We start from the raw sequence: 18,581 nt of genomic DNA on the forward strand, positions 1-18,581 counted from the left end.
GAGGCAACGCTTTATTAGCGCCCTCACCCCATCAACGAACGAGCCGCCTGCTCTATTCCGCTTTGTGATCCGACGAAGGCGTGATCATGCGCGTCAGCACCGCGTCCTTCAGCCAGAAATGATGGCGCAGCGCCGCGGCGAAATGCAAGGCGACAAGCCCAATGCCGGCATAGGCAAGATACCAATGCGCCGAGGTCCAGAAGCTTTCCGCCGGGTCCGATTCCGCGAGTGGCAGGTCCGGCATGACGAACAGGTTGAACGGCACGCTCGGGATCTCCAGCATCGACACCGACACCAGCGCCCAGCCCGACAGAGGCAGCGCAAGCTGAAACACGTAGAGCGCAAAATGGACGAGCGGCGCCACGCGGCGCTCTAAAGGCCCGACCGAGCGCGGCAGCGCCGGCGCTGCGTTGCCGAGACGCCAGGCGATGCGCAGGATCACCAGCCCGAGCAGCAGAAAGCCGAAGGATTTGTGCAGCTGGATCAGTTCGAAGGCGGTGCGCTGGCTGGACAGCCGCACCATGACGAAGCCGAGCACGAACTGGCCAATGAAGATCGCGGCGATCAGCCAATGAAGGACGATTGCCGCCCAGCCATAGCGGGTCGAGTCGTTTGTGATCAATACGGGCATGGCCAGCAAACGATCGCGGCCCCGGCTTTCTTCCACTGCCGACAGTCTATCCCGCCGTCTTGAAGAAATCGATAAAGGCTCGCAGCGCCGGACAAGGTGATCGTCAAGCGCTACACTGAAGAGCTGCTGGCGCTGGTCAATGGATAACAGCGGGCTAAGAAACAGTTGAAAAGGGGCGCTACCCCTTTCAAGCGCAGCAATGCAGAATGATTACGAGACGTTGGCGCGAAACGCCCCCCTCTGTCCTGCCGGACATCTCCCCCTCAAGTGGGGAGATTGGCAGCTCCATAGTTGTGCTCAGTCGCAGGACTTTTAGTGGTCGAAGGTGGAGGAGAGCCGATCTCCCCCCTTGAGGGGGAGATGTCCGGCAGGACAGAGGGGGGCGCTGTCCCGCCAACTTCTGCGGAGAACATTCAGTTCACACGGCACAACAGTGATCGCCAAGTGCCCGCAACCCCTTACGCTCTCAGCACACCACCGGTCTGCTTATGCACATTCTCGACGATGCGCTTTGCCAGCGCCTCGAAATCTTCGTCGGTCAGCGTCTTTTCGACCGGCTGGATCGACACTTCGATGGCGATCGATTTCTTGGCAGCACCCAGCGCAGCCCCTTCGAACACATCGAATACCGAGACGTTGGTGATCAGCTTCCTGTCGGCGGCAAGGGCTGCGCGGGTCAGCGTGCCAGCTTCGACCGTCTTGTCGACGACGAAGGCAAAATCGCGCTTGACCGCCTGGAAGGCGGACAGTTCCAGTCTCGGTTTTGTCCGCGTCGGCTTTGCCTTCGGCTCGGGCACGGCATCGATGAACACTTCGAAGCCGCAGAGCGGCCCGGAGACGTCCAGTTCCTCCAGCGTCTTCGGATGGAATTCGCCGAACGTGCCGAGAACGACCTTCGGCCCGAGCTTGATCGTGCCGGAGCGGCCGGGATGATACCAGGCCGGGCCGCCGGCCTCGATCTGCAGCCGCTCGACCGGCGCGCCGCAGGCTTCAAGTGCTGCGATCGCATCGGCCTTGGCGTCGAACACGCCGACCGGACCGGCATTGCCGCCCCAGTGGCGGCCGGAGCCTTCGAGCTTGGCCGTGCCGCGCCGCACGCCGGCGGCGACGCGCCGCTGCTGGTCGGCCGCATCGCCCTCGTAGGTGCCGGACACTTCGAACAGCGCGACATCGCCGATGCCCTTGTCGGCATTGCGCTGCGCGGCGGCGATCAGGCCCGGCAGCAGCGACGGCCGCATGTCGGACATGTCGGCGGCGATCGGATTGGCGAGCTTGAGTGCGGTCCGGCCGCCGCCGAACAGTTCGGCATGTTTTGCCGGAATGAACGACCAGGTGACTGCCTCCATCATGCCGCGCACCGCCAGCGCCCGTTTGGCGGCGCGGGTGCGGACCTGCAGCACAGTCAGGATCTTGGCGTTGACGGCATCATGCGCGCCGAGCGGCTGCGGGGCGATGTTGTCGACGCCATGGATGCGCATGACCTCCTCGACCAGATCGGCCTTGCCGTCGACATCCGGCCGCCAGGACGGAACCGCCACATTGACGACATCGCCCGCGCCTTCCGGCTTGAAGCCGAGACGGACAAGAATGGCGAGACTCTCGTCCCTGGGCACCTCGATGCCGATCAGCCGCCTCACTTCCGACAGCGGGAAGGAAACGATCTTCGGCGTGTGACCGGCATAGCCGACGACTTCGGTTTCGGTCGGCGTGCCGCCGCAGAAATCCAGCACCAGCTTGGTCGCCAGTTCCACGCCGGGCACCATGAATTCAGGATCGACGCCGCGCTCGAAGCGGTAGCGCGCATCACTGATGATGCCGAGCGTCCTGCCGGTGCGGGCAGTGGTGATCGGATCCCACAGCGCGGATTCGATCAGCACGTCGGTGGTGTTCTCGTCGCAGCCCGAATGCTCGCCGCCCATGATGCCGGCGATCGATTCGACGCCGTCCTGGTCTGCTATCACGCACATGTCAGGCGTCAGCGTGTATTCGCGGCCGTCAAGCGCCAGCACCTTTTCACCGTCGCGCGCCCGGCGCACGGTAAGGTTGCCGGCGACCTTGTTCGCATCGAACACATGCAAGGGGCGGCCGCGATCGAAGGTGACGAAATTGGTGATGTCGACCAGCGCGCTGATCGGCCGAAGCCCAATGGCGATCAGCCGCTGCTGCAGCCATTTCGGCGATGGCCCGTTGTTCACGCCTTTCACCAGTCTCAGGGCGAAGCCGGGGCAGAGCTCAGGGGCTTCGATCGTCACCTTCACCGGGCACATGCCACTGCCGGCATGCGGCATGATCGCGCCGCCGACGAGGCGGCCGAGCCCGCTCGCCGCCAGATCGCGGGCAATGCCGTAGACGCTGGTCGCGTCCGGACGGTTCGGCGTCAAATTGATCTCTATGACCGGATCGTCGAGATGGGCGTAAGCGGCGAAGCTGGTGCCGACCGGGGCATCGGCCGGCAGATCGATTATGCCGTCATGCTCTTCGGAAAGCTCGAGCTCGCGTTCGGAGCACATCATGCCGAGGCTTTCGACGCCCCTGATCTTGCCGACCGTCAGCGTCACATCGATGCCCGGAATATAAGTGCCGGGTGCTGCAAAGGCGCCGACCAGGCCCGCGCGGGCGTTCGGCGCTCCACATACTACCTGCACGGGGGCCTTGCCGTCGCCGGTATCGACCGTCAGCACGCGCAGCCGGTCGGCATCGGGATGCTGCTCCGCCGTCAGCACCCTGGCGATGACGAAGGGTTTTAGGCTCGATCTGTCGTCGACATGCTCGACTTCGAGGCCGATCGAGGTCAGCCGCTCGACGATCTCGTTGAGCGAGGCGTCGGTCTCGAGGTGGTCCTTGAGCCAGGAGAGGGTGAATTTCATGACTGTGTTCCGTCTGATGGTCTGGGCACGCTGGTCTTCAAATGGCGTGGCAAGTCGTCCGGCATGTGCAGGAAGGGCAGTTGCTCGCGCACATGGGCGTGGTGCGTCGGCTTGAAATAGGCCGGCATGTCCATGGCGCCGAGCATGATATAGATGTGGTCGGCCAGCCGCTCGTCGACATAGGCGATCGGCGAGCCGCAGATGCCGCAAAAGGAGCGCGTCACCGGCCCGTTCTGGAACATTTTCAGCGCCTTGCCGGTGAAGGCGACCTGCTCGGTGATGAAGCCGACGAATGCCGATACCGGCGCGCCGCTGGCCCGCCGGCAATCGCCGCAATGGCAATAGCTGATATGGTGCGGTTCGGCCGAAGCCTCGAACCGCACGGCGCCGCAGCGGCAGCCGCCGGTATGGGCCGCTGTCATGCGCTCAAGCCTGCGAACAGCGTAGGCATGTCGAGCGGCCGGAAACCGTAATGCGACAGCCAGCGCACATCGGCGTCGAAGAAGGCGCGCAGATCCGGCATGCCGTATTTCAGCATGGCGATGCGATCTATGCCCATGCCCCAGGCAAAGCCCTGGCATTCGTCGGGATCGAGCCCGCCATATCTCAGCACATTGGGGTGGACCATGCCGCAGCCGAGGATCTCCATCCAGTCGGAGCCTTCGCCGAAGCGCACCTCGCCCGGCCGCGAACGGTCGCACTGGATGTCGACCTCCATGCTGGGTTCGGTGAACGGGAAGAAGCTCGGCCGGAAGCGCATCTTGACTTGGCGTACCTCGAAGAAGGCCTTGCAGAACTCCTCCAGCACCCATTTCATGTTGGCGACGTTGGCTGATCTGTCGATCACCAGCCCTTCGACCTGATGGAACATCGGCGAGTGCGTGGCATCGGAATCCTGGCGGTAGGTTTTTCCGGGAATGACGATGCGGATCGGCGGCTTCTGCACCTCCATGGTGCGGATCTGCACCGGCGAGGTGTGGGTGCGCAAAAGCTTGCGCTCGCCCTTCTCGTCCGGCTGGAAAAAGAAGGTGTCATGCATCTCGCGCGCCGGATGGCCTTCCGGGAAGTTCAGCGCGGTGAAATTGTAGTAATCGGTCTCGATATCAGGACCTTCGGCGATGGCAAAGCCGAGGTCGCCGAAGATCGCGGCAATCTCGTCGCTGACCTGGCTGATCGGATGGATGCGGCCGCGCTCAGCCGGCGATTGCCGCACCGGCAGCGTGACGTCGACCTTTTCCGCCGCGAGCCGTGCCGCGATCGCTGCGTCCTTGAGCTCGGCCCGGCGCGCGGTAAGCGCCTCGGTGATGCGGTTCTTGAGACCGTTGATCGCCGGGCCTTTTATCTGGCGCTCTTCTGCACTCATCGAGCCGAGCATCTTCAGCATTTCGGAGACCGAGCCCTTCTTGCCGAGCGCTGAAACGCGCACGGCTTCGATCGCCTGCTCGTCGGCGGCCGACGCAATGTCGCTCATCAGGGAATTTTCGAGAGTTTCCATGTCACTCATGTTTCAGACTCGATTGAAGGCAAAGAAAAACCCGCGCCAGCCGTGCCAGCGCGGGTTTCCCAAATCAAGTGTCGATGTGCTTGGGAAGGCGCTGGTTAGGCTACAGCGCTTTCAAAAGCGTTCGGCGTGGTGTTCTTGAGGTACTCGAGCGCGACCTTGGCCTTGGCCACAAGGGCGGCAAATGCCTGCGGCTCGTGGATGGCCATGTCCGACAGGACCTTGCGATCGATCTCGATGCCGGCCTTGTTAAGACCGTCGATGAACCGGCCATAGGTCAGGCCATGCTCGTGGGTCGCGGCATTGATGCGCTGGATCCATAGAGCGCGGAACGAACGCTTGCGGTTCTTGCGGTCGCGGTAGGCATACTGCAGCGACTTTTCCACCGCCTGCTTGGCGATGCGAATGGTGTTCTTGCGGCGGCCGTAGAAACCCTTGGCGGCTTTCAGGACCTTTTTGTGCTTGGCGTGCGAGGTGACGCCTCTTTTTACGCGTGCCATGTCATGATCTCCTTAAAAGCAATTCCAGGAAAAGTGCTCAGCGGTTTTCCGTTCGGAATTGCGTAAAACAAATGCGTGTCCAGACCGAATGCCTTAGAGGCCGTTCGGCAGAAAATTCTTGATGACCTTCTTGCCATCCGGTTCAGCCAGAACCATCGTGCCGCGGGCATTTCGAATGAACTTGTTGGAACGCTTGATCATGCCGTGACGCTTGCCGGCCGCAGCCGACAGGACTTTACCCGTACCTGTGATCTTGAACCGCTTCTTGGCGGCTGACTTGGTCTTCATCTTGGGCATTTTGCTACTCCGTTTATGTGCGCATCATCGCGCTTTTTGTTCGCTTCAGGCCGACCAAAGCCCGAAAAGCAAATGAAACCGCCACGGCATGCCCTGCCGGGCGGTTTTTGGGAACGGCGGTGCTATACGTCAAAGCGGGGCGGCGCGCAACACCCAGTGCTCAGCAACATCTTGTGCCTATGGGAAACGGAACAGCACCGGCAGTAGGCCCGATTGCTGGGCGCCGTCGATCGATTCGAAAAACGGCATAGCGACGAGGAACACCAGTCCGTCCAGCAGGGTCGTCCACAGCAGGCGCGGCTTGAAGCTGCCGGTGTCGCCTTCCTGATACAGCGAAAGCTTCGGGAAGAAGCGCGGCACTCGCGCCATATAGGCCTGGAATGGCGTTCCGAAGGCCTCCTTCAGGAACGTCTCTTCGCGCAGGATGACGACATGAAAGGCGGCGGCGCAAATCACCGCGAAGCCGATCGCCGCAGTGATCGAGCCCATCTGCGCGCCGACGCCGGCGGCAGCTATCGAGGAGAAGAGATAGAGCGGATTGCGGGTGATCGAATAGGGTCCGCCGGTAACCACCTCGGAGGATTTGCGTCCGCCGATATAGAGCGTCGACCACAAGCGCCCGACAATGCCGAGAAAGATCAGCAGGACGCCGACCATTTCGATTGTTTCGTGCGGCACGCTTTCGGGAGGAAAAGCAGACTGGCCAAACAGCAGCGCTGCGAACATGACGACCACGAGGGCGGCAAGCACCATCCTGCGCGCGTGCTGATATCTGCCCAGCGCACGCCTGGCCTGCGCTTGTTCGGCCCGCGCCGATTTAACTTCATTGAGCATTTCGGGAATCCGATTGTCGAGGAACTTGCCAGCGACCGCAGCGTCTGGCCAAGAAATCAGGCCCGCCGGTCGCCGGGACGCCTCTGCAAGTTGATTGAGGCGTATTTAATGCATGTCGCCTCTTTGCCGGCATCCGCAGCTCAATACAGCCAGAAAAGGATGGGAATTACACCGTGTTCCTGTCCGGACTCGATGAGTTCGAAAAACGGTATGGAAGCCACGAACATCAAGCCGTCGCGCAGCGTGTGATTGAAAATGCGCGGCGTGAAGGTGACTTCGGCCTGATCGCGATAAAGCCGGGGATTGGGAAAAAACCGCGGCACCCGGGCAATGTAGTCCTGGTACGGCGCCCCGAGCACGGTCGTCAAATGCCGTTCCTCGCGCAACGTGACGATGTGGAACGCGGCCGCGCACAAGACCGCCGACGCCACCGAGACGATCACGCTGCCGGTCTGGGCGCCGATGCCGCCGGCCGCTACGGTGGAGAAAAAATACAGCGGGTTGCGCATCACCGAATATGGGCCGGTAGCAACCAGTTCGGCCGATTTGCGGCCGCCGATATAGAGGATCGACCAGAGCCGGCCGCCGATCCCGATCAGTATCAGGGCGATGCCGTACTGCCCCTCTATGCGTTCGTGGCCCAGTTCATCGTGCGTGGAGCCGCCGAAGATCAGCAAAGCGCAAAAAGCACCGATCAGCAGCGCCAGCAGGACGCGCCGGCGCCGCTGATAGCGGCCCATTTCGTCGAACGATCTTTCAATCGGAGAACGTGCCGCAGCGGCCATGGACAATCCTTTCGCCGCGAGGACCGGCAACCGGCAACCTTGTCGATGCAACTTGCGGAGAAATCATGGCGAAGACAAAACAAACAAAAGGCCGCCGAAGCGGCCTTTGCTTTGACGGGACCGCTTTAGCGGAATCGCTTTAGCGGGGCGCCAGCACCATCATCATCTGGCGGCCTTCGAGCTTCGGTTCAGCTTCGACTTTGGCGATGGGTGCAACTTCCTCGCGAACCTTGTTCAGAAGCTGCATGCCGAGTTCCATATGCGCCATCTCGCGGCCGCGAAAGCGCAATGTCAGCTTGACCTTGTCACCTTCCTCGAAAAACCGCCGGACCGCTTTCATCTTGGTCTCATAGTCATGGCTGTCGATGTTCGGGCGCATCTTGATCTCTTTGATCTCGATGACCTTCTGGTTCTTGCGCGCCTCGGCCGCCTTCTTCTGGTTGGCGTATTTCAGCTTGCCGAGATCGAGAATTTTTACGACGGGCGGCACTGCGTTGGGCGATATCTCGACCAGATCGAGCCCAGCCTCTTCGGCGAGCAGCAATGCGTCGTTGATGGAGACATCGCCGTGGTTGTGGCCTTCGGCGTCGATAAGCTGGACCCGGGGAACCCGGATGTCACGGTTGGAGCGCGGGCCCTCCTTGGTGGGCGCCGTTGCTTTGAAAGGTCTGCGAATGGTCGTGGTCTCCTTGAGCCGTTTCGTTCGGGGTTTTCAATTTAGAATTGCGAACGCGCCAATGTGGTTAGCGCGCGGCCGGAGTCAATAGCACAGCGCTCACAGGAAATCACCTGTTCCCTGACTTCTGCCTGCGACTTCTGCCTGCACCAAACGAAGAAAGTTGCCGAGCACTTTTCGTTGAACCGTCCGCTGTGTCAAAAGACCTGTGTGAGGAGTGAGCCATGACCGCACCGGTTTTTCTCGACGTCGACGGAACCAGCATCGCTGTCAGGTGCGCTGCGGGTGCCGCGCCAGGCATTGTCTGGCTCGGCGGCTACAAGTCGGACATGCTGGGCACCAAGGCCGAGAAGCTGGCGGAATGGGCGAGCGGGCAAGGCCGGGCTTTCCTGCGCCACGACTATTCCGGTCATGGCGAATCAGGCGGCGCCTTTGCCGACGGCACGGTCTCGAACTGGCTTTCGCAAAGCCTCGCCGTCTTCCGCCATTTCACCCAAGGCAGGCAAATCCTGGTCGGCTCCTCGATGGGCGCATGGATCGCGCTGCGCATGGTCCAGGAATTGCGCCAGGAATTGCACAACCCAGGCGAGAACCGCATCGCCGGGCTGGTGCTTCTGGCGCCGGCGCCGGATTTCACCGCCGAGTTGGTCGAGCCGGCGCTGACCAAAGCGCAGAAGCGCGATCTTGCCAAAAAAGGCTTTTTCGAGGAGCCGTCGGAGTATTCGGCCGAGCCTTACATCTACACCCGAGCGCTGATCGAGGACGGTCGCAACAACCGGGTGCTGACCGGCCCGATCGACACCCACTGCCCGGTCCACATATTGCAGGGGCTGGCCGATGCCGACGTGCCGCCGAGCCATGCGCTGAAACTGGTCGGCCTGCTGCCGGCCGACGACGTTACGCTGTCGCTGATCCCCGACGGCGACCACCGCCTGTCGCGGCTTCAGGACCTCGACATGCTGGTGCGGGCGGTCGACGCCATGGTGCGGCAGGCAGGCTAGGACATGCGCATTTCCATTCCGGTATCCGCCTTCGTCGCAGCGATCGTCGGCTTCGGCGGCACGTTGGCCATCGTCATCGCCGCCGCCAAGGCGGTCGGCGCGACGCAGGTCGAAACCGCAAGTTGGGTGACCGCGATCTGCCTCGCCATGGCGATCGAGAGCCTGTGGCTGTCGTGGCGCACCAGGATGCCGGTCATCGCCGCATGGTCGACGCCGGGGGTGGCGCTGATCGCGGCATCGAGCGGCTTTTCGATCAACGAGGCCGTCGGCGCCTTCATCGTCACCGGGACTTTGCTGATTGCCACCGGCCTGTTCAGGCCCTTGACCAAGCTGATCGCCAGGATACCGGCCTCGGTCGCGTCGGGCATGCTCGCCGGCATCGTCGTCACCTTCGCCATCAATGCGGTGAAGGCCATTCCCGTCGACCCGTGGCTGATCCTGCCGCTGATCGCCGCCTTCTTTGTCATCCGCCTGTTCAATCCGGCGCTCTCGGTGCTGGCGGTGCTGATCGGCGGCGGCGCTGCCGCCTTCCTAACCGGCCGGGTCGGTGGTCTGCCGACCCCGGAACTTTCGACATTGACGCTGATTGCGCCGCAGTTCACCGTCACGGCGATCGTCGGCCTGGCGCTACCGCTTTATCTCGTCACTATGGCGTCGCAGAACCTGTCCGGCCTCGCCGTGCTGAGGGCGGCGGGCTACCACCCGGAACCCGGCCCGCTGATCGGCGTCACCGGTCTGCTTTCGCTGATGTCGGCGCCATTCGGGGCCTCGACCACCAATCTGGCGGCGATCTCGGCGGCGATCTGCACCGGCCCCGACGTGCATCCCGATCCGGGCGAGCGCTGGAAGACCGGTCCCTTCTACGCGCTTGCCTATCTCGTCTTCGCCATTTTCGGCGCCTCGCTGGTGGCGATCTTTGCCGTGCTGCCGCAAAGCCTGATCGTGCTGGTCGCCGGACTGGCGCTGATGGCGCCGCTCGCCAACGCGCTGTCGATCGCCTTGAAGGAAGACGGCGAACGCATGGCCGCTACCGTCACCTTTGCCGTCACCGCTTCGGGGCTGACGCTGTTCGGCGTCGGTGCGGCGTTCTGGGGGCTGATTGCTGGCCTGGTCGTACTTTTCCTCGAAACGCTCAAAAAGCGATAATCATTTCAAACGCTTGTCCGGTTTTGGCCGACACTGTCTTGAATCGCCGTTTTTCTCATCCCATTTCGATTCCACGCAGCCGGGATTGGCTGTCTCCAACTGAAGGATTGGGAGAAAATGAACACATCTGCATTGATCCGTCCGGCCTGGACGCCGGCGACCATCGCTCTGATGGTGATCGGCTTCATGGTGTTCTGGCCGCTCGGCCTCGCCATGCTCGCCTACATCATCTGGGGCGACCGGCTTGACGGCTTCAAGCGCGACGTCAACCGCGCGACCGACGGCATCTTCGCCGGCTGCCGCCGCGGTTCCGACAAAGCGGCGCGCTGGGGCCACGGCTCCGCCCGCACTGGCAACGTCGCTTTCGACGACTGGCGCGAAAAAGAACTCGAGCGGCTCAATGAAGAGCGCCGCAAGCTCGACGAGATGCTGAGCGAGTTCGACGAATACGCCAGGGAATTGCGTCGCGCCAAGGACCAGGAAGAGTTCGACCGCTTCATGGCGAACCGCAACAAGTCGACGTCGCCCACAACCGGCGGTCACACAACTGGAGGTAGCAATTCCACGCCAGGCCTGCTTGACGAGTAAGGCGCTTGCCGTGACATAGATAATCAAAACGGCGTCGCGTCAGCGGCGCCGTTTCTTTTTTGTTCTATTCGTTTTCCTCGAATCACGTATCGTCCCGGCCATGTCATTCGGCTTCTTCCGCAACCTGACCAAACCCAGGCCCGCCCCCGTCGTGGAGCGGGAGCATTGTGTTGCCGGCCGCACGCTGCCGCTCAAGATCGTCGAGAGCGACCGGGCGCGGCGATTGACGCTGCGCATCGATTCCGGCGGCCGGGGCCTGCGCATCACCGTGCCACCGGGCCTGCGGCGAGGCGAGGTGGAAAAATTCCTTGACCGCCATCAGGACTGGCTGGAGCAGCGGCTGGCCAAGGTGCCCAACCGGCCGCAGGTGCGGCCCGGCATCAAGATACCGGTGCGCGGCGTGCCGCATCGCATCGTTCATGAGCCTTCGAAACGCGGGACGGTCACGCTGTCGCGCGACGAGCGCGGTCCGCTGATGATCGTGCATGGCGATCGCGTGCACCTGCCGCGCCGCATCGCCGATTTCCTCAAGCGCGAAGCCAAGCGTGAGATCGAGGCGCTGGTGGTCAAGCATACCGGGGCGGTCGGCAAGCGCGCCAAGGCAATCCGCTTCAAGGATACGTCGAGCCGCTGGGGCTCATGCACGTCGGACGGCAACCTGTCGTTCTCCTGGCGCATCCTGATGGCGCCGCGACCGGTCATAAACTACCTCGTCGCGCATGAGGTGGCACATCTCAAGGAGATGAACCACGGCCCGAAATTCTGGAAACTGTGCGAGCAACTCTGCCCCGACACCGAGCGCTGCAAGGACTGGCTCAAGCGCAATGGCGGCGCGCTGCAAGCGATCATGTTCGAGTAAGATAGTGAGTAGTGAGAGCACCACCGTCCACTATTTCACTATTTCACTATTTCACTATTTCACTATTCACTCAATCGTCATTCGCCGCGTTCAACTCCTCCGGCCGCAAGCCTTCGTCGGTTTGGCGCGGCCATGGCAGGAAGTCCTTCTTGAATGCGTCGTTGCTGAAATAGTCGAGCGCGCGGTGTGCCTCGGCGCCGTTAAAGGCGGCCTTATCCATCAGATGAGCGATGACCTCGCGGGCTTGCGCGACCTTCTGCCTGAGTTCTGCAACCGTCTTGTCCGTCATGGTTTGCTCCCGCCTTCATCCATCCATAGAAACTAGGGCTATTCCCAACGCCGGCAAACAGGATGCTTTTTCTCGACTCTTTTGCCGTTTCGTGCCAATCCCCGCGCCATGGCGCTCGACATCAAGATATGCGGATTGAAAACCGACAAGGCGTTGGCCGCGGCATTGGCCGGCGGCGCCAGCCATGTCGGCTTCATTTTCTTTGCCAAAAGCCCGCGCTATGTCGAGCCGGCGGAAGCCGGCCGCTTGCGCGAAGCGGCGACTGGCAAGGCCAGGGCGGTTGCGGTTACCGTCGACGCCGGCGACGCGTTGCTGGACGAAATCGTCGAAAAAATGCTGCCTGACATGCTGCAGCTGCATGGTTCGGAAACGCCCGAGCGGGTCGCCGAGATCAAGGCCCGCTATGGCCTGCCGGTGATGAAGGCGCTGCCGGTCAGCGAGGTTGCCGATCTGGAGCTGACAAGACCCTTCGTCGGCATTGCCGACCGTTTCCTGTTCGACGCCAAGCCGCCGAAGGGTTCGGAGCTGCCGGGCGGCAACGGCATTGCTTTCGACTGGCGCGTTCTGGCCGGCCTTGACGCAGGCGTCGATTACATGCTTTCCGGTGGGCTCAACGCCGCCAATATCGGCGATGCCTTTCGGCTTGCCAACCCGCCCGGATTAGACGTTTCCTCAGGCGTGGAAAGCGCGCCGGGTGTCAAGGATCCGGCGCTGATCGAACAGTTTTTCCGGGCCGTCAAGGCAGCGCGCGACAGCCGCGCCGCCTGACCGTGCTTCAAACCACAAGCTAGGAGATCGGCGATGAACAAGCCGGCGATACCCAATTCCTTCCGCACCGGACCCGACGAGCAGGGCATGTTCGGCATCTTCGGCGGTCGTTTCGTTGCCGAAACACTGATGCCGCTGATCCTCGACCTCGAGCGGCACTGGAACGAGGTCAAGGACGATCCGGATTTCAAGGCCGAACTGACTGACCTTTCGACCCACTATGCCGGGCGGCCGTCGAAGCTTTATTTCGCCGAAGGCCTGACCAGGCATCTTCGCGAAATTTCCTCGGCCAAGGGCCTCGGGGGCGGCGCGAAGGTCTATTTCAAGCGCGAGGATTTGAACCACACCGGCTCGCACAAGATCAACAACTGCCTCGGCCAGATCCTGCTGGCCAAGCGCATGGGCAAGAAGCGCATCATCGCCGAGACCGGCGCCGGCCAGCACGGCGTGGCGTCGGCCACCGTGGCGGCGCGTTTCGGCTTTCCCTGCGTCGTCTATATGGGCGCCACCGACGTCGCCCGGCAAAGCCCGAACGTCTTCCGCATGAAGCTGCTCGGCGCCGAGGTGCGGCCGGTGACCGCCGGCCACGGCACGTTGAAGGACGCCATGAACGAAGCTCTTCGGGATTGGGTGACCAATGTCGAGGATACCTATTACCTGATCGGCACGGCCGCCGGCCCGCACCCCTATCCGGAGCTGGTGCGCGACTTCCAGTCGGTGATCGGCATCGAGGCGCGCGCCCAGATCCTCGAGCAGGAAGGCCGGCTGCCGGACACGATCATCGCCGCCGTCGGCGGCGGCTCCAACGCCATCGGCCTTTTTCACCCGTTCCTCGACGACCGCAGCGTAAAGATCATCGGCATCGAGGCCGGTGGCCGCGGCCTCGACGGCATCGAGCATTGCGCCTCGATGAACGCCGGCGCGCCCGGCGTGCTGCACGGCAACCGCACCTATCTCCTGCAGAATGCCGACGGGCAGATCATGGACGGGCATTCGATCTCGGCCGGCCTCGACTATCCCGGCGTCGGGCCGGAGCATTCCTGGCTGCGCGACAGTGGCCGCGTCGACTATGTGCCTATTCTCGACGACGAGGCGCTGGAGGCGTTCCAGTTGACGACACGCGTCGAAGGCATCATTCCGGCGCTCGAATCTGCCCATGCTATCGCGCATGCGGTGAAAATCGTGCCGGCCATGGACAAGGACCAGATCGTCATCGTCAACCTGTCCGGTCGCGGCGACAAGGACGTGCATACGGTGGCCAATATGCTGGGCATGGAGATCTGATCATGACCACCCGCATCGACCGTCGCATGGCCAAGCTGAAGGCCGAGGGCCGCCCGGCACTCGTCACCTATTTCATGAGCGGCGACCCGGACTACGACACCGCTTTGTCGATCATGAAGGCGCTACCCAAGGCAGGCGCCGACATCATCGAAATGGGCATGCCGTTTTCCGATCCGATGGCCGACGGCCCGGCGATCCAGGCGGCCGGCCTGCGCGCGCTGAAAGGCGGCCAGACGCTGGTCAAGACGCTGCAGATGGCGTCGGAATTCCGCGCTGGCGACAATGAAACCCCGATCGTTTTGATGGGCTACTACAATCCGATCTACATCCACGGCGTCGACCGCTTCCTCAGCGACGCGCTGGCCAGCGGCATAGACGGGCTGATCGTCGTCGACCTGCCGCCGGAAATGGATGAGGAGCTGTGCATTCCGGCGCTGAGGGCCGGCATCAATTTCATCCGGCTGGCGACGCCGACCACCGACGACAAGCGCCTGCCCAAGGTGCTGCAGAACACCTCCGGCTTCGTCTATTACGTGTCGATGACCGGTATCACCGGCTCAGCACTTGCCGACACCGGCAAGGTGGCGGCGGCGGTCGGGCGCATCAAGGGCCATACCGACCTGCCGGTCTGCGTCGGCTTCGGCGTCAAGACCGCCGAGCAGGCGCGCATCATCGGAGCGTCGGCCGACGGCGTCGTCGTCGGCACTGCGATCGTCAATGCGGTCGCCAATGTTCTGGGGCCGAAGGGTGAAAAGACCGCCGACCCGGCCGAGGCGGTCGCCACGCTGGTCAGCGGGCTTTCGCAAGGCGTGCGCGCTGCCCGCCTTGCTGCCGCCGAATAGCAGTCCTACCTCTTCGTCAGGACAGGAGCCGAAGCGATGAACTGGATCACCAACTACGTTCGACCGAAGATCAATTCGATGCTCGGCCGGCGCACCGACATGCCTGAAAATCTCTGGATCAAGGATCCGGAGACCGGCGAGATGGTCTTCCACAAGGATCTGGAGCAGAACCAGTTCGTCATCCCGTCCTCCGGCCATCATATGAAGATCTCGGCCAAGGAGCGGCTGAGATTCTTCTTCGACGACGGCAAGTACGAGATGCTCGAAAACCCCAAGGTGGTGCAGGATCCGCTGAAATTCCGTGACGAGAAGCGCTACACCGACCGGCTGAAGGACGCCAAGGCCAAGACCGGGCTGGAGGACGCGATCATCAATGCGCTGGGCACCGTCGAAGGCCTGCCGGTGGTGGTGACCGTACAGGACTTCGCCTTCATGGGCGGCTCGCTCGGCATGGCCGCCGGCGACGCCATCGTTCGTGGCTTCGAGGTCGCAGTGCAACGCAAGCGGCCGCTGATCCTGTTCGCGGCCTCCGGCGGCGCCCGCATGCAGGAAGGCATCCTGTCGCTCATGCAATTGCCGAGAACCACGGTCGGCGTCGATCGGCTGAAGGAAGCCGGTCTTCCCTATATCGTCGTTCTGACCAACCCGACCACCGGCGGCGTCACTGCCTCCTACGCCATGCTGGGCGACGTGCACATCGCCGAGCCTGGCGCGCTGATCGGCTTTGCCGGGCCGCGCGTCATCGAGCAGACGATCAGGGAAAAGCTGCCCGACGGCTTTCAGCGGGCCGAGTATCTGATGGAGCACGGCATGGTCGACATGGTGGTGTCGCGGCTGGAGATGCGCCAGACCATCGCCAGACTCCTGAAAATGCTGCTCAAGCTGCCGGAAGAGGAAAAGCCGCTGGAACCGGAAATCCTGCCGCCGTTGGCGCTCCCGGCGGAAGCGCGCCCGCAAGCCTGACGCGACATCCGTCGTCGCGAACCGCGAATTGCGCGCCATCCGTGGCGCTGTAGCATCTTGATTTCACGCATGATTCCTTTGCGAATTTTCGATTTTCGGGGTCATGCGCTAGGATTCTGCCATGAACACGCTTGCCGCCAACCGCGAAATCGAAAGCCTGATGTCGCTTCATCCGAAGGGCTTCGATCTTTCGCTCGACCGCATTTCGCGGCTGCTGGAGCGGCTTGGCAATCCGCAGGACCATCTGCCGCCGGTCATCCACATCGCCGGCACCAACGGCAAGGGCTCCTGCGCCGCGTTTTCGCGGGCGCTCCTCGAAGCTGCCGGCCACCGCGTCCATGTCCACACATCGCCACATCTGGTGAACTGGCATGAGCGCTATCGGCTGGCCGCCGACGGCGGCGGCAGGCTGGTCGAGGACGAGGTCTTCGCCGAAGCCATCGCCCGCGTCGCCAAGGCCAATGAAGGCCAGAAGATCACCGTCTTCGAGATTCTCACCGCCGTCACCTTCCTGCTGTTTTCCGAACATCCGGCAGATGCCGTCATCATCGAGGTCGGCCTTGGCGGCCGCTTTGATGCCACCAATGTCATCAAAGAACCGGCAGTGTCGGTGATCATGCCGGTCTCGCTCGACCACGAATCCTTTCTCGGCGACCGTGTCGAACTGATCGCAGCCGAAAAGGCCGGCATCATCAAGAGCGGTTGCCCGGTGGTCATCGCCGCGCAAGAGAGCGAGACGGCGCTTCAGGTTCTTGTCGATACCGCCGAGCGGCTCGATTGTCCCGCCTTCGTCTATGGCCAGGATTTCCTCGCCTTCGAGGAAAACGGCCGGATGGTCTATCAGGACGAAGACGGGCTGATGGACCTGTCGCCACCGCGGCTGCCCGGGCGCCACCAGTTCGCCAATGCGGCGGCGGCGATTGCGGCGGTCAAGGCGGCAGGCTTCGAGATCAGCCATCGCGTAGCCGACAAGGCGATGGCCAACGTCACCTGGCCGGGGCGGATGCAGAAATTGCCGCAAGGCAGGCTGACGGAACTGGCGCCGAAGGGCGCCGACATCTGGCTGGACGGCGGCCACAATCCGGGCGCCGGCGTGGTCGTCGCCGAAGCGCTGGCCGAGCAGGAGGAAAAGAACCCTCGGCCGCTGTTCCTGATTTGCGGCATGATCAACACCAAGGACCAGAGCGGTTATTTTCGCGCCTTCAAGGGTTTGGCGCGGCATGTCTACACGGTACCGGTGAGCCTCAGCGAGGCCAGCGTGCCGAATGACGAACTGGCGGTCCGCGCCGTCGAAGCCGGCCTGTCGGCCGAACCGGTGAGTTCCGTCGCCAATGCGCTGATGCTGCTGCGCGACACCTGGGACGGACCGCCGCCGCGCATCCTGATCAGCGGCTCGCTCTATCTGGCCGGCGCGGTCCTGGCCGAAAACGGCACGCCGCCGGTTTGAGGCGCTGGTTCACCAGGCCATGATGACGGACTTCGCCAAATCACCAGGAGCCAGTCATGATCAAGGTAAAGCAGCTCGCTCACGTTTGCATCTTCGCGGATGATCTCGAAGTGACGCGAAGCTTCTATCGGGACGTCCTCGGAATGGACACCCAGTTCAACTTCCTGCGCGACGGCAAGATTTTCGGTTTCTACCTCAATTGCGGCAGCCGCAGCCACGTCGAGGTGTTCCAGAAAGACGGGGCCAGCTATAGCGACTTGAACCAGATCAACCACTTCTGCCTCGAAGTGGAAGACATTGACGCCGCGATCGCCCACGTAAGAGCGAAAGGTGTTGACGTCACGTCAAAGAAGCACGCGTGCGATGATACCTACCAGGCGTGGATTCGCGATCCTAACGACGTGAAGATAGAACTGTTTGAATACACTGAGAAAAGTGCGCAGTTCGTCGGAGGCGATCGTATCGCGGATTGGTGATCGCGCCTCACGCCTACGGCGGAGACGGCCTCGGTGGACTACTTCAGCTCGATCTCGATGAAGGCATACTCGCCCTCATTGGCATTGATGACGTCATGCTCGACGCCCTCCTTGCGGAAATAGGGCACCCCCTTCTTCATTTCGGCGAAGGATTCGCCGTCCTTGGTCAGGAGCTTGAGCGTGCCGTCCATCAGCGGCACGATGACATAATCATGGCCATGACGGTGCCAGCCGGTGTTGTCGCCCGGGGCGAAGCGATATTCGGTGACGATGACACGCTCATTGTCGATGAAGACGGTGGCCCTGGCGGATCCGGTCATGTCGTTCTCCTGCTTTAAGCCAAACAAGAACATGGGCCGGCAAGTGGCGAGTGCCAGATCGGCAGATCGGTGACGCCAACAAAAAGCCCGGCGCGATGCCGGGCTTGTCTGCGGATTTCCGCCGGATCAGGCGAGATTGCCGTTGATCCAGTGCGACAGCGCCGTCTTCGGCGCGGCGCCGACCTTCATGTCGGCCATTTCGCCGCCCTTGAAGATCATCAGCGTCGGGATCGAGCGCACGCCGAACTGCGCGGCCAGCTCGGGATTCTCGTCGATGTTGAGCTTGGCGATCTTGACCTTGCTGCCGAGTTCGATGGCGATGTCTTCCAGCGCCGGCGCGATCATCTTGCAAGGGCCGCACCATTCCGCCCAGAAATCGACGACGACCGGCTCCTTGGCGTCAAGCACATCGGTCTGGAAATTGCTCTTGTCGACCTTGACGGTGGCCATGCGAACATCCTTTCGAGAGTTATTGTCGCACCAAAAGTGGTGGTGATCGCGCCGTTC

At 62.4% G+C, this 18,581-nt stretch carries 22 protein-coding genes; 10 read left to right on the forward strand and 12 right to left on the reverse strand.

Going from position 1 to position 18,581, the window contains the following annotated elements:
• Positions 1–52: 52 nt before the first annotated feature.
• From JG739_RS01640 to infC, 9 genes are all read right to left on the reverse strand, one after another.
• Positions 53–631: a cytochrome b gene (locus JG739_RS01640; protein ID WP_202364959.1), complete on the reverse strand. Its 579-nt coding sequence runs from the start codon at positions 629–631 to the stop codon at positions 53–55.
• A gap of 458 nt (positions 632–1,089) precedes the next feature.
• The gene (gene pheT / locus JG739_RS01645) at positions 1,090–3,498 is read right to left on the reverse strand and encodes a phenylalanine--tRNA ligase subunit beta (RefSeq protein ID WP_202364960.1); all 2,409 of its coding nucleotides are present in this window, start codon (positions 3,496–3,498) and stop codon (positions 1,090–1,092) included.
• The gene (locus JG739_RS01650; RefSeq protein WP_202364961.1) at positions 3,495–3,920 is read right to left on the reverse strand and encodes a GFA family protein; all 426 of its coding nucleotides are present in this window, start codon (positions 3,918–3,920) and stop codon (positions 3,495–3,497) included. Before JG739_RS01650 ends, pheT begins: the two co-directional genes overlap by 4 nt.
• Positions 3,917–5,002 carry a phenylalanine--tRNA ligase subunit alpha gene (gene pheS, locus JG739_RS01655; RefSeq protein ID WP_202364962.1) on the reverse strand — a complete coding sequence of 362 codons (1,086 nt, stop codon included), beginning with the start codon at positions 5,000–5,002 and terminating at the stop codon, positions 3,917–3,919. The genes JG739_RS01650 and pheS overlap by 4 nt, the downstream gene beginning before the upstream one ends.
• A gap of 95 nt (positions 5,003–5,097) precedes the next feature.
• Positions 5,098–5,499, reverse strand: coding sequence for a 50S ribosomal protein L20 (gene rplT / locus JG739_RS01660; RefSeq protein WP_023796882.1), 402 nt, complete (start codon positions 5,497–5,499; stop codon positions 5,098–5,100).
• Between the two features lie 93 nt (positions 5,500–5,592).
• A complete protein-coding gene (gene rpmI, locus JG739_RS01665; protein ID WP_006201248.1) occupies positions 5,593–5,796 on the reverse strand; it encodes a 50S ribosomal protein L35 in 204 nt (67 codons plus the stop codon).
• A 177-nt stretch (positions 5,797–5,973) separates the two neighbouring features.
• Complete coding sequence (locus tag JG739_RS01670; protein ID WP_202364963.1) at positions 5,974–6,630, reverse strand: methyltransferase family protein; 657 nt, start codon at positions 6,628–6,630, stop codon at positions 5,974–5,976.
• 140 nt (positions 6,631–6,770) lie between these two features.
• Positions 6,771–7,415, reverse strand: a complete 645-nt coding sequence (locus JG739_RS01675; protein WP_202364964.1) for a methyltransferase family protein — start codon at positions 7,413–7,415, stop codon at positions 6,771–6,773.
• 139 nt (positions 7,416–7,554) lie between these two features.
• Positions 7,555–8,091, reverse strand: a complete 537-nt coding sequence (infC, locus tag JG739_RS01680) for a translation initiation factor IF-3 (protein ID WP_077374810.1) — start codon at positions 8,089–8,091, stop codon at positions 7,555–7,557.
• 224 nt (positions 8,092–8,315) lie between these two features.
• Here infC and JG739_RS01685 point away from each other — a divergent pair, with 224 nt between their 5' ends.
• From JG739_RS01685 to JG739_RS01700, 4 genes are all read left to right on the forward strand, one after another.
• Positions 8,316–9,092 (forward strand): alpha/beta hydrolase, encoded by a 777-nt coding sequence (locus tag JG739_RS01685; protein ID WP_202364965.1) that lies wholly within the window; start codon positions 8,316–8,318, stop codon positions 9,090–9,092.
• A gap of 3 nt (positions 9,093–9,095) precedes the next feature.
• Positions 9,096–10,238: a benzoate/H(+) symporter BenE family transporter gene (locus JG739_RS01690; RefSeq protein ID WP_202364966.1), complete on the forward strand. Its 1,143-nt coding sequence runs from the start codon at positions 9,096–9,098 to the stop codon at positions 10,236–10,238.
• 117 nt (positions 10,239–10,355) lie between these two features.
• Entirely contained in the window at positions 10,356–10,826 is a 471-nt protein-coding gene (locus tag JG739_RS01695; RefSeq protein ID WP_202364967.1) for a DUF2852 domain-containing protein, read from the forward strand.
• Positions 10,827–10,926: 100 nt separating this feature from the next.
• A complete protein-coding gene (locus JG739_RS01700; protein WP_202364968.1) occupies positions 10,927–11,685 on the forward strand; it encodes a M48 family metallopeptidase in 759 nt (252 codons plus the stop codon).
• Positions 11,686–11,755: 70 nt separating this feature from the next.
• Here the strand turns inward: JG739_RS01700 and JG739_RS01705 are convergent, their stop codons facing one another.
• Positions 11,756–11,974, reverse strand: a complete 219-nt coding sequence (locus tag JG739_RS01705; protein WP_202364969.1) for a hypothetical protein — start codon at positions 11,972–11,974, stop codon at positions 11,756–11,758.
• A 108-nt stretch (positions 11,975–12,082) separates the two neighbouring features.
• Here JG739_RS01705 and JG739_RS01710 point away from each other — a divergent pair, with 108 nt between their 5' ends.
• The 6 genes from JG739_RS01710 (at position 12,083) to JG739_RS01735 (ending at position 17,754) form a co-directional block, all read left to right on the forward strand.
• A complete protein-coding gene (locus tag JG739_RS01710) occupies positions 12,083–12,742 on the forward strand; it encodes a phosphoribosylanthranilate isomerase (protein WP_202364970.1) in 660 nt (219 codons plus the stop codon).
• A 33-nt stretch (positions 12,743–12,775) separates the two neighbouring features.
• Complete coding sequence (gene trpB, locus JG739_RS01715) at positions 12,776–14,026, forward strand: tryptophan synthase subunit beta (RefSeq protein WP_202364971.1); 1,251 nt, start codon at positions 12,776–12,778, stop codon at positions 14,024–14,026.
• A gap of 2 nt (positions 14,027–14,028) precedes the next feature.
• The gene (gene trpA, locus JG739_RS01720; protein WP_202364972.1) at positions 14,029–14,868 is read left to right on the forward strand and encodes a tryptophan synthase subunit alpha; all 840 of its coding nucleotides are present in this window, start codon (positions 14,029–14,031) and stop codon (positions 14,866–14,868) included.
• A gap of 36 nt (positions 14,869–14,904) precedes the next feature.
• On the forward strand, positions 14,905–15,831 hold the full coding sequence (gene accD, locus JG739_RS01725; protein WP_202364973.1) for an acetyl-CoA carboxylase, carboxyltransferase subunit beta: 927 nt from the start codon (positions 14,905–14,907) through the stop codon (positions 15,829–15,831).
• Positions 15,832–15,952: 121 nt separating this feature from the next.
• Positions 15,953–17,278, forward strand: coding sequence for a bifunctional folylpolyglutamate synthase/dihydrofolate synthase (locus JG739_RS01730; protein WP_202364974.1), 1,326 nt, complete (start codon positions 15,953–15,955; stop codon positions 17,276–17,278).
• A 56-nt stretch (positions 17,279–17,334) separates the two neighbouring features.
• Positions 17,335–17,754, forward strand: coding sequence for a VOC family protein (locus tag JG739_RS01735; protein WP_202364975.1), 420 nt, complete (start codon positions 17,335–17,337; stop codon positions 17,752–17,754).
• 38 nt (positions 17,755–17,792) lie between these two features.
• Here JG739_RS01735 and JG739_RS01740 read toward each other — a convergent pair whose 3' ends face one another.
• Positions 17,793–18,074, reverse strand: coding sequence for a cupin domain-containing protein (locus JG739_RS01740; RefSeq protein WP_202364976.1), 282 nt, complete (start codon positions 18,072–18,074; stop codon positions 17,793–17,795).
• A gap of 126 nt (positions 18,075–18,200) precedes the next feature.
• On the reverse strand, positions 18,201–18,524 hold the full coding sequence (gene trxA, locus JG739_RS01745) for a thioredoxin (protein WP_027152031.1): 324 nt from the start codon (positions 18,522–18,524) through the stop codon (positions 18,201–18,203).
• Positions 18,525–18,581 lie beyond the last annotated feature (57 nt).

The organism is Mesorhizobium sp. L-2-11 (assembly GCF_016756595.1).
Taxonomy (GTDB): domain Bacteria; phylum Pseudomonadota; class Alphaproteobacteria; order Rhizobiales; family Rhizobiaceae; genus Mesorhizobium.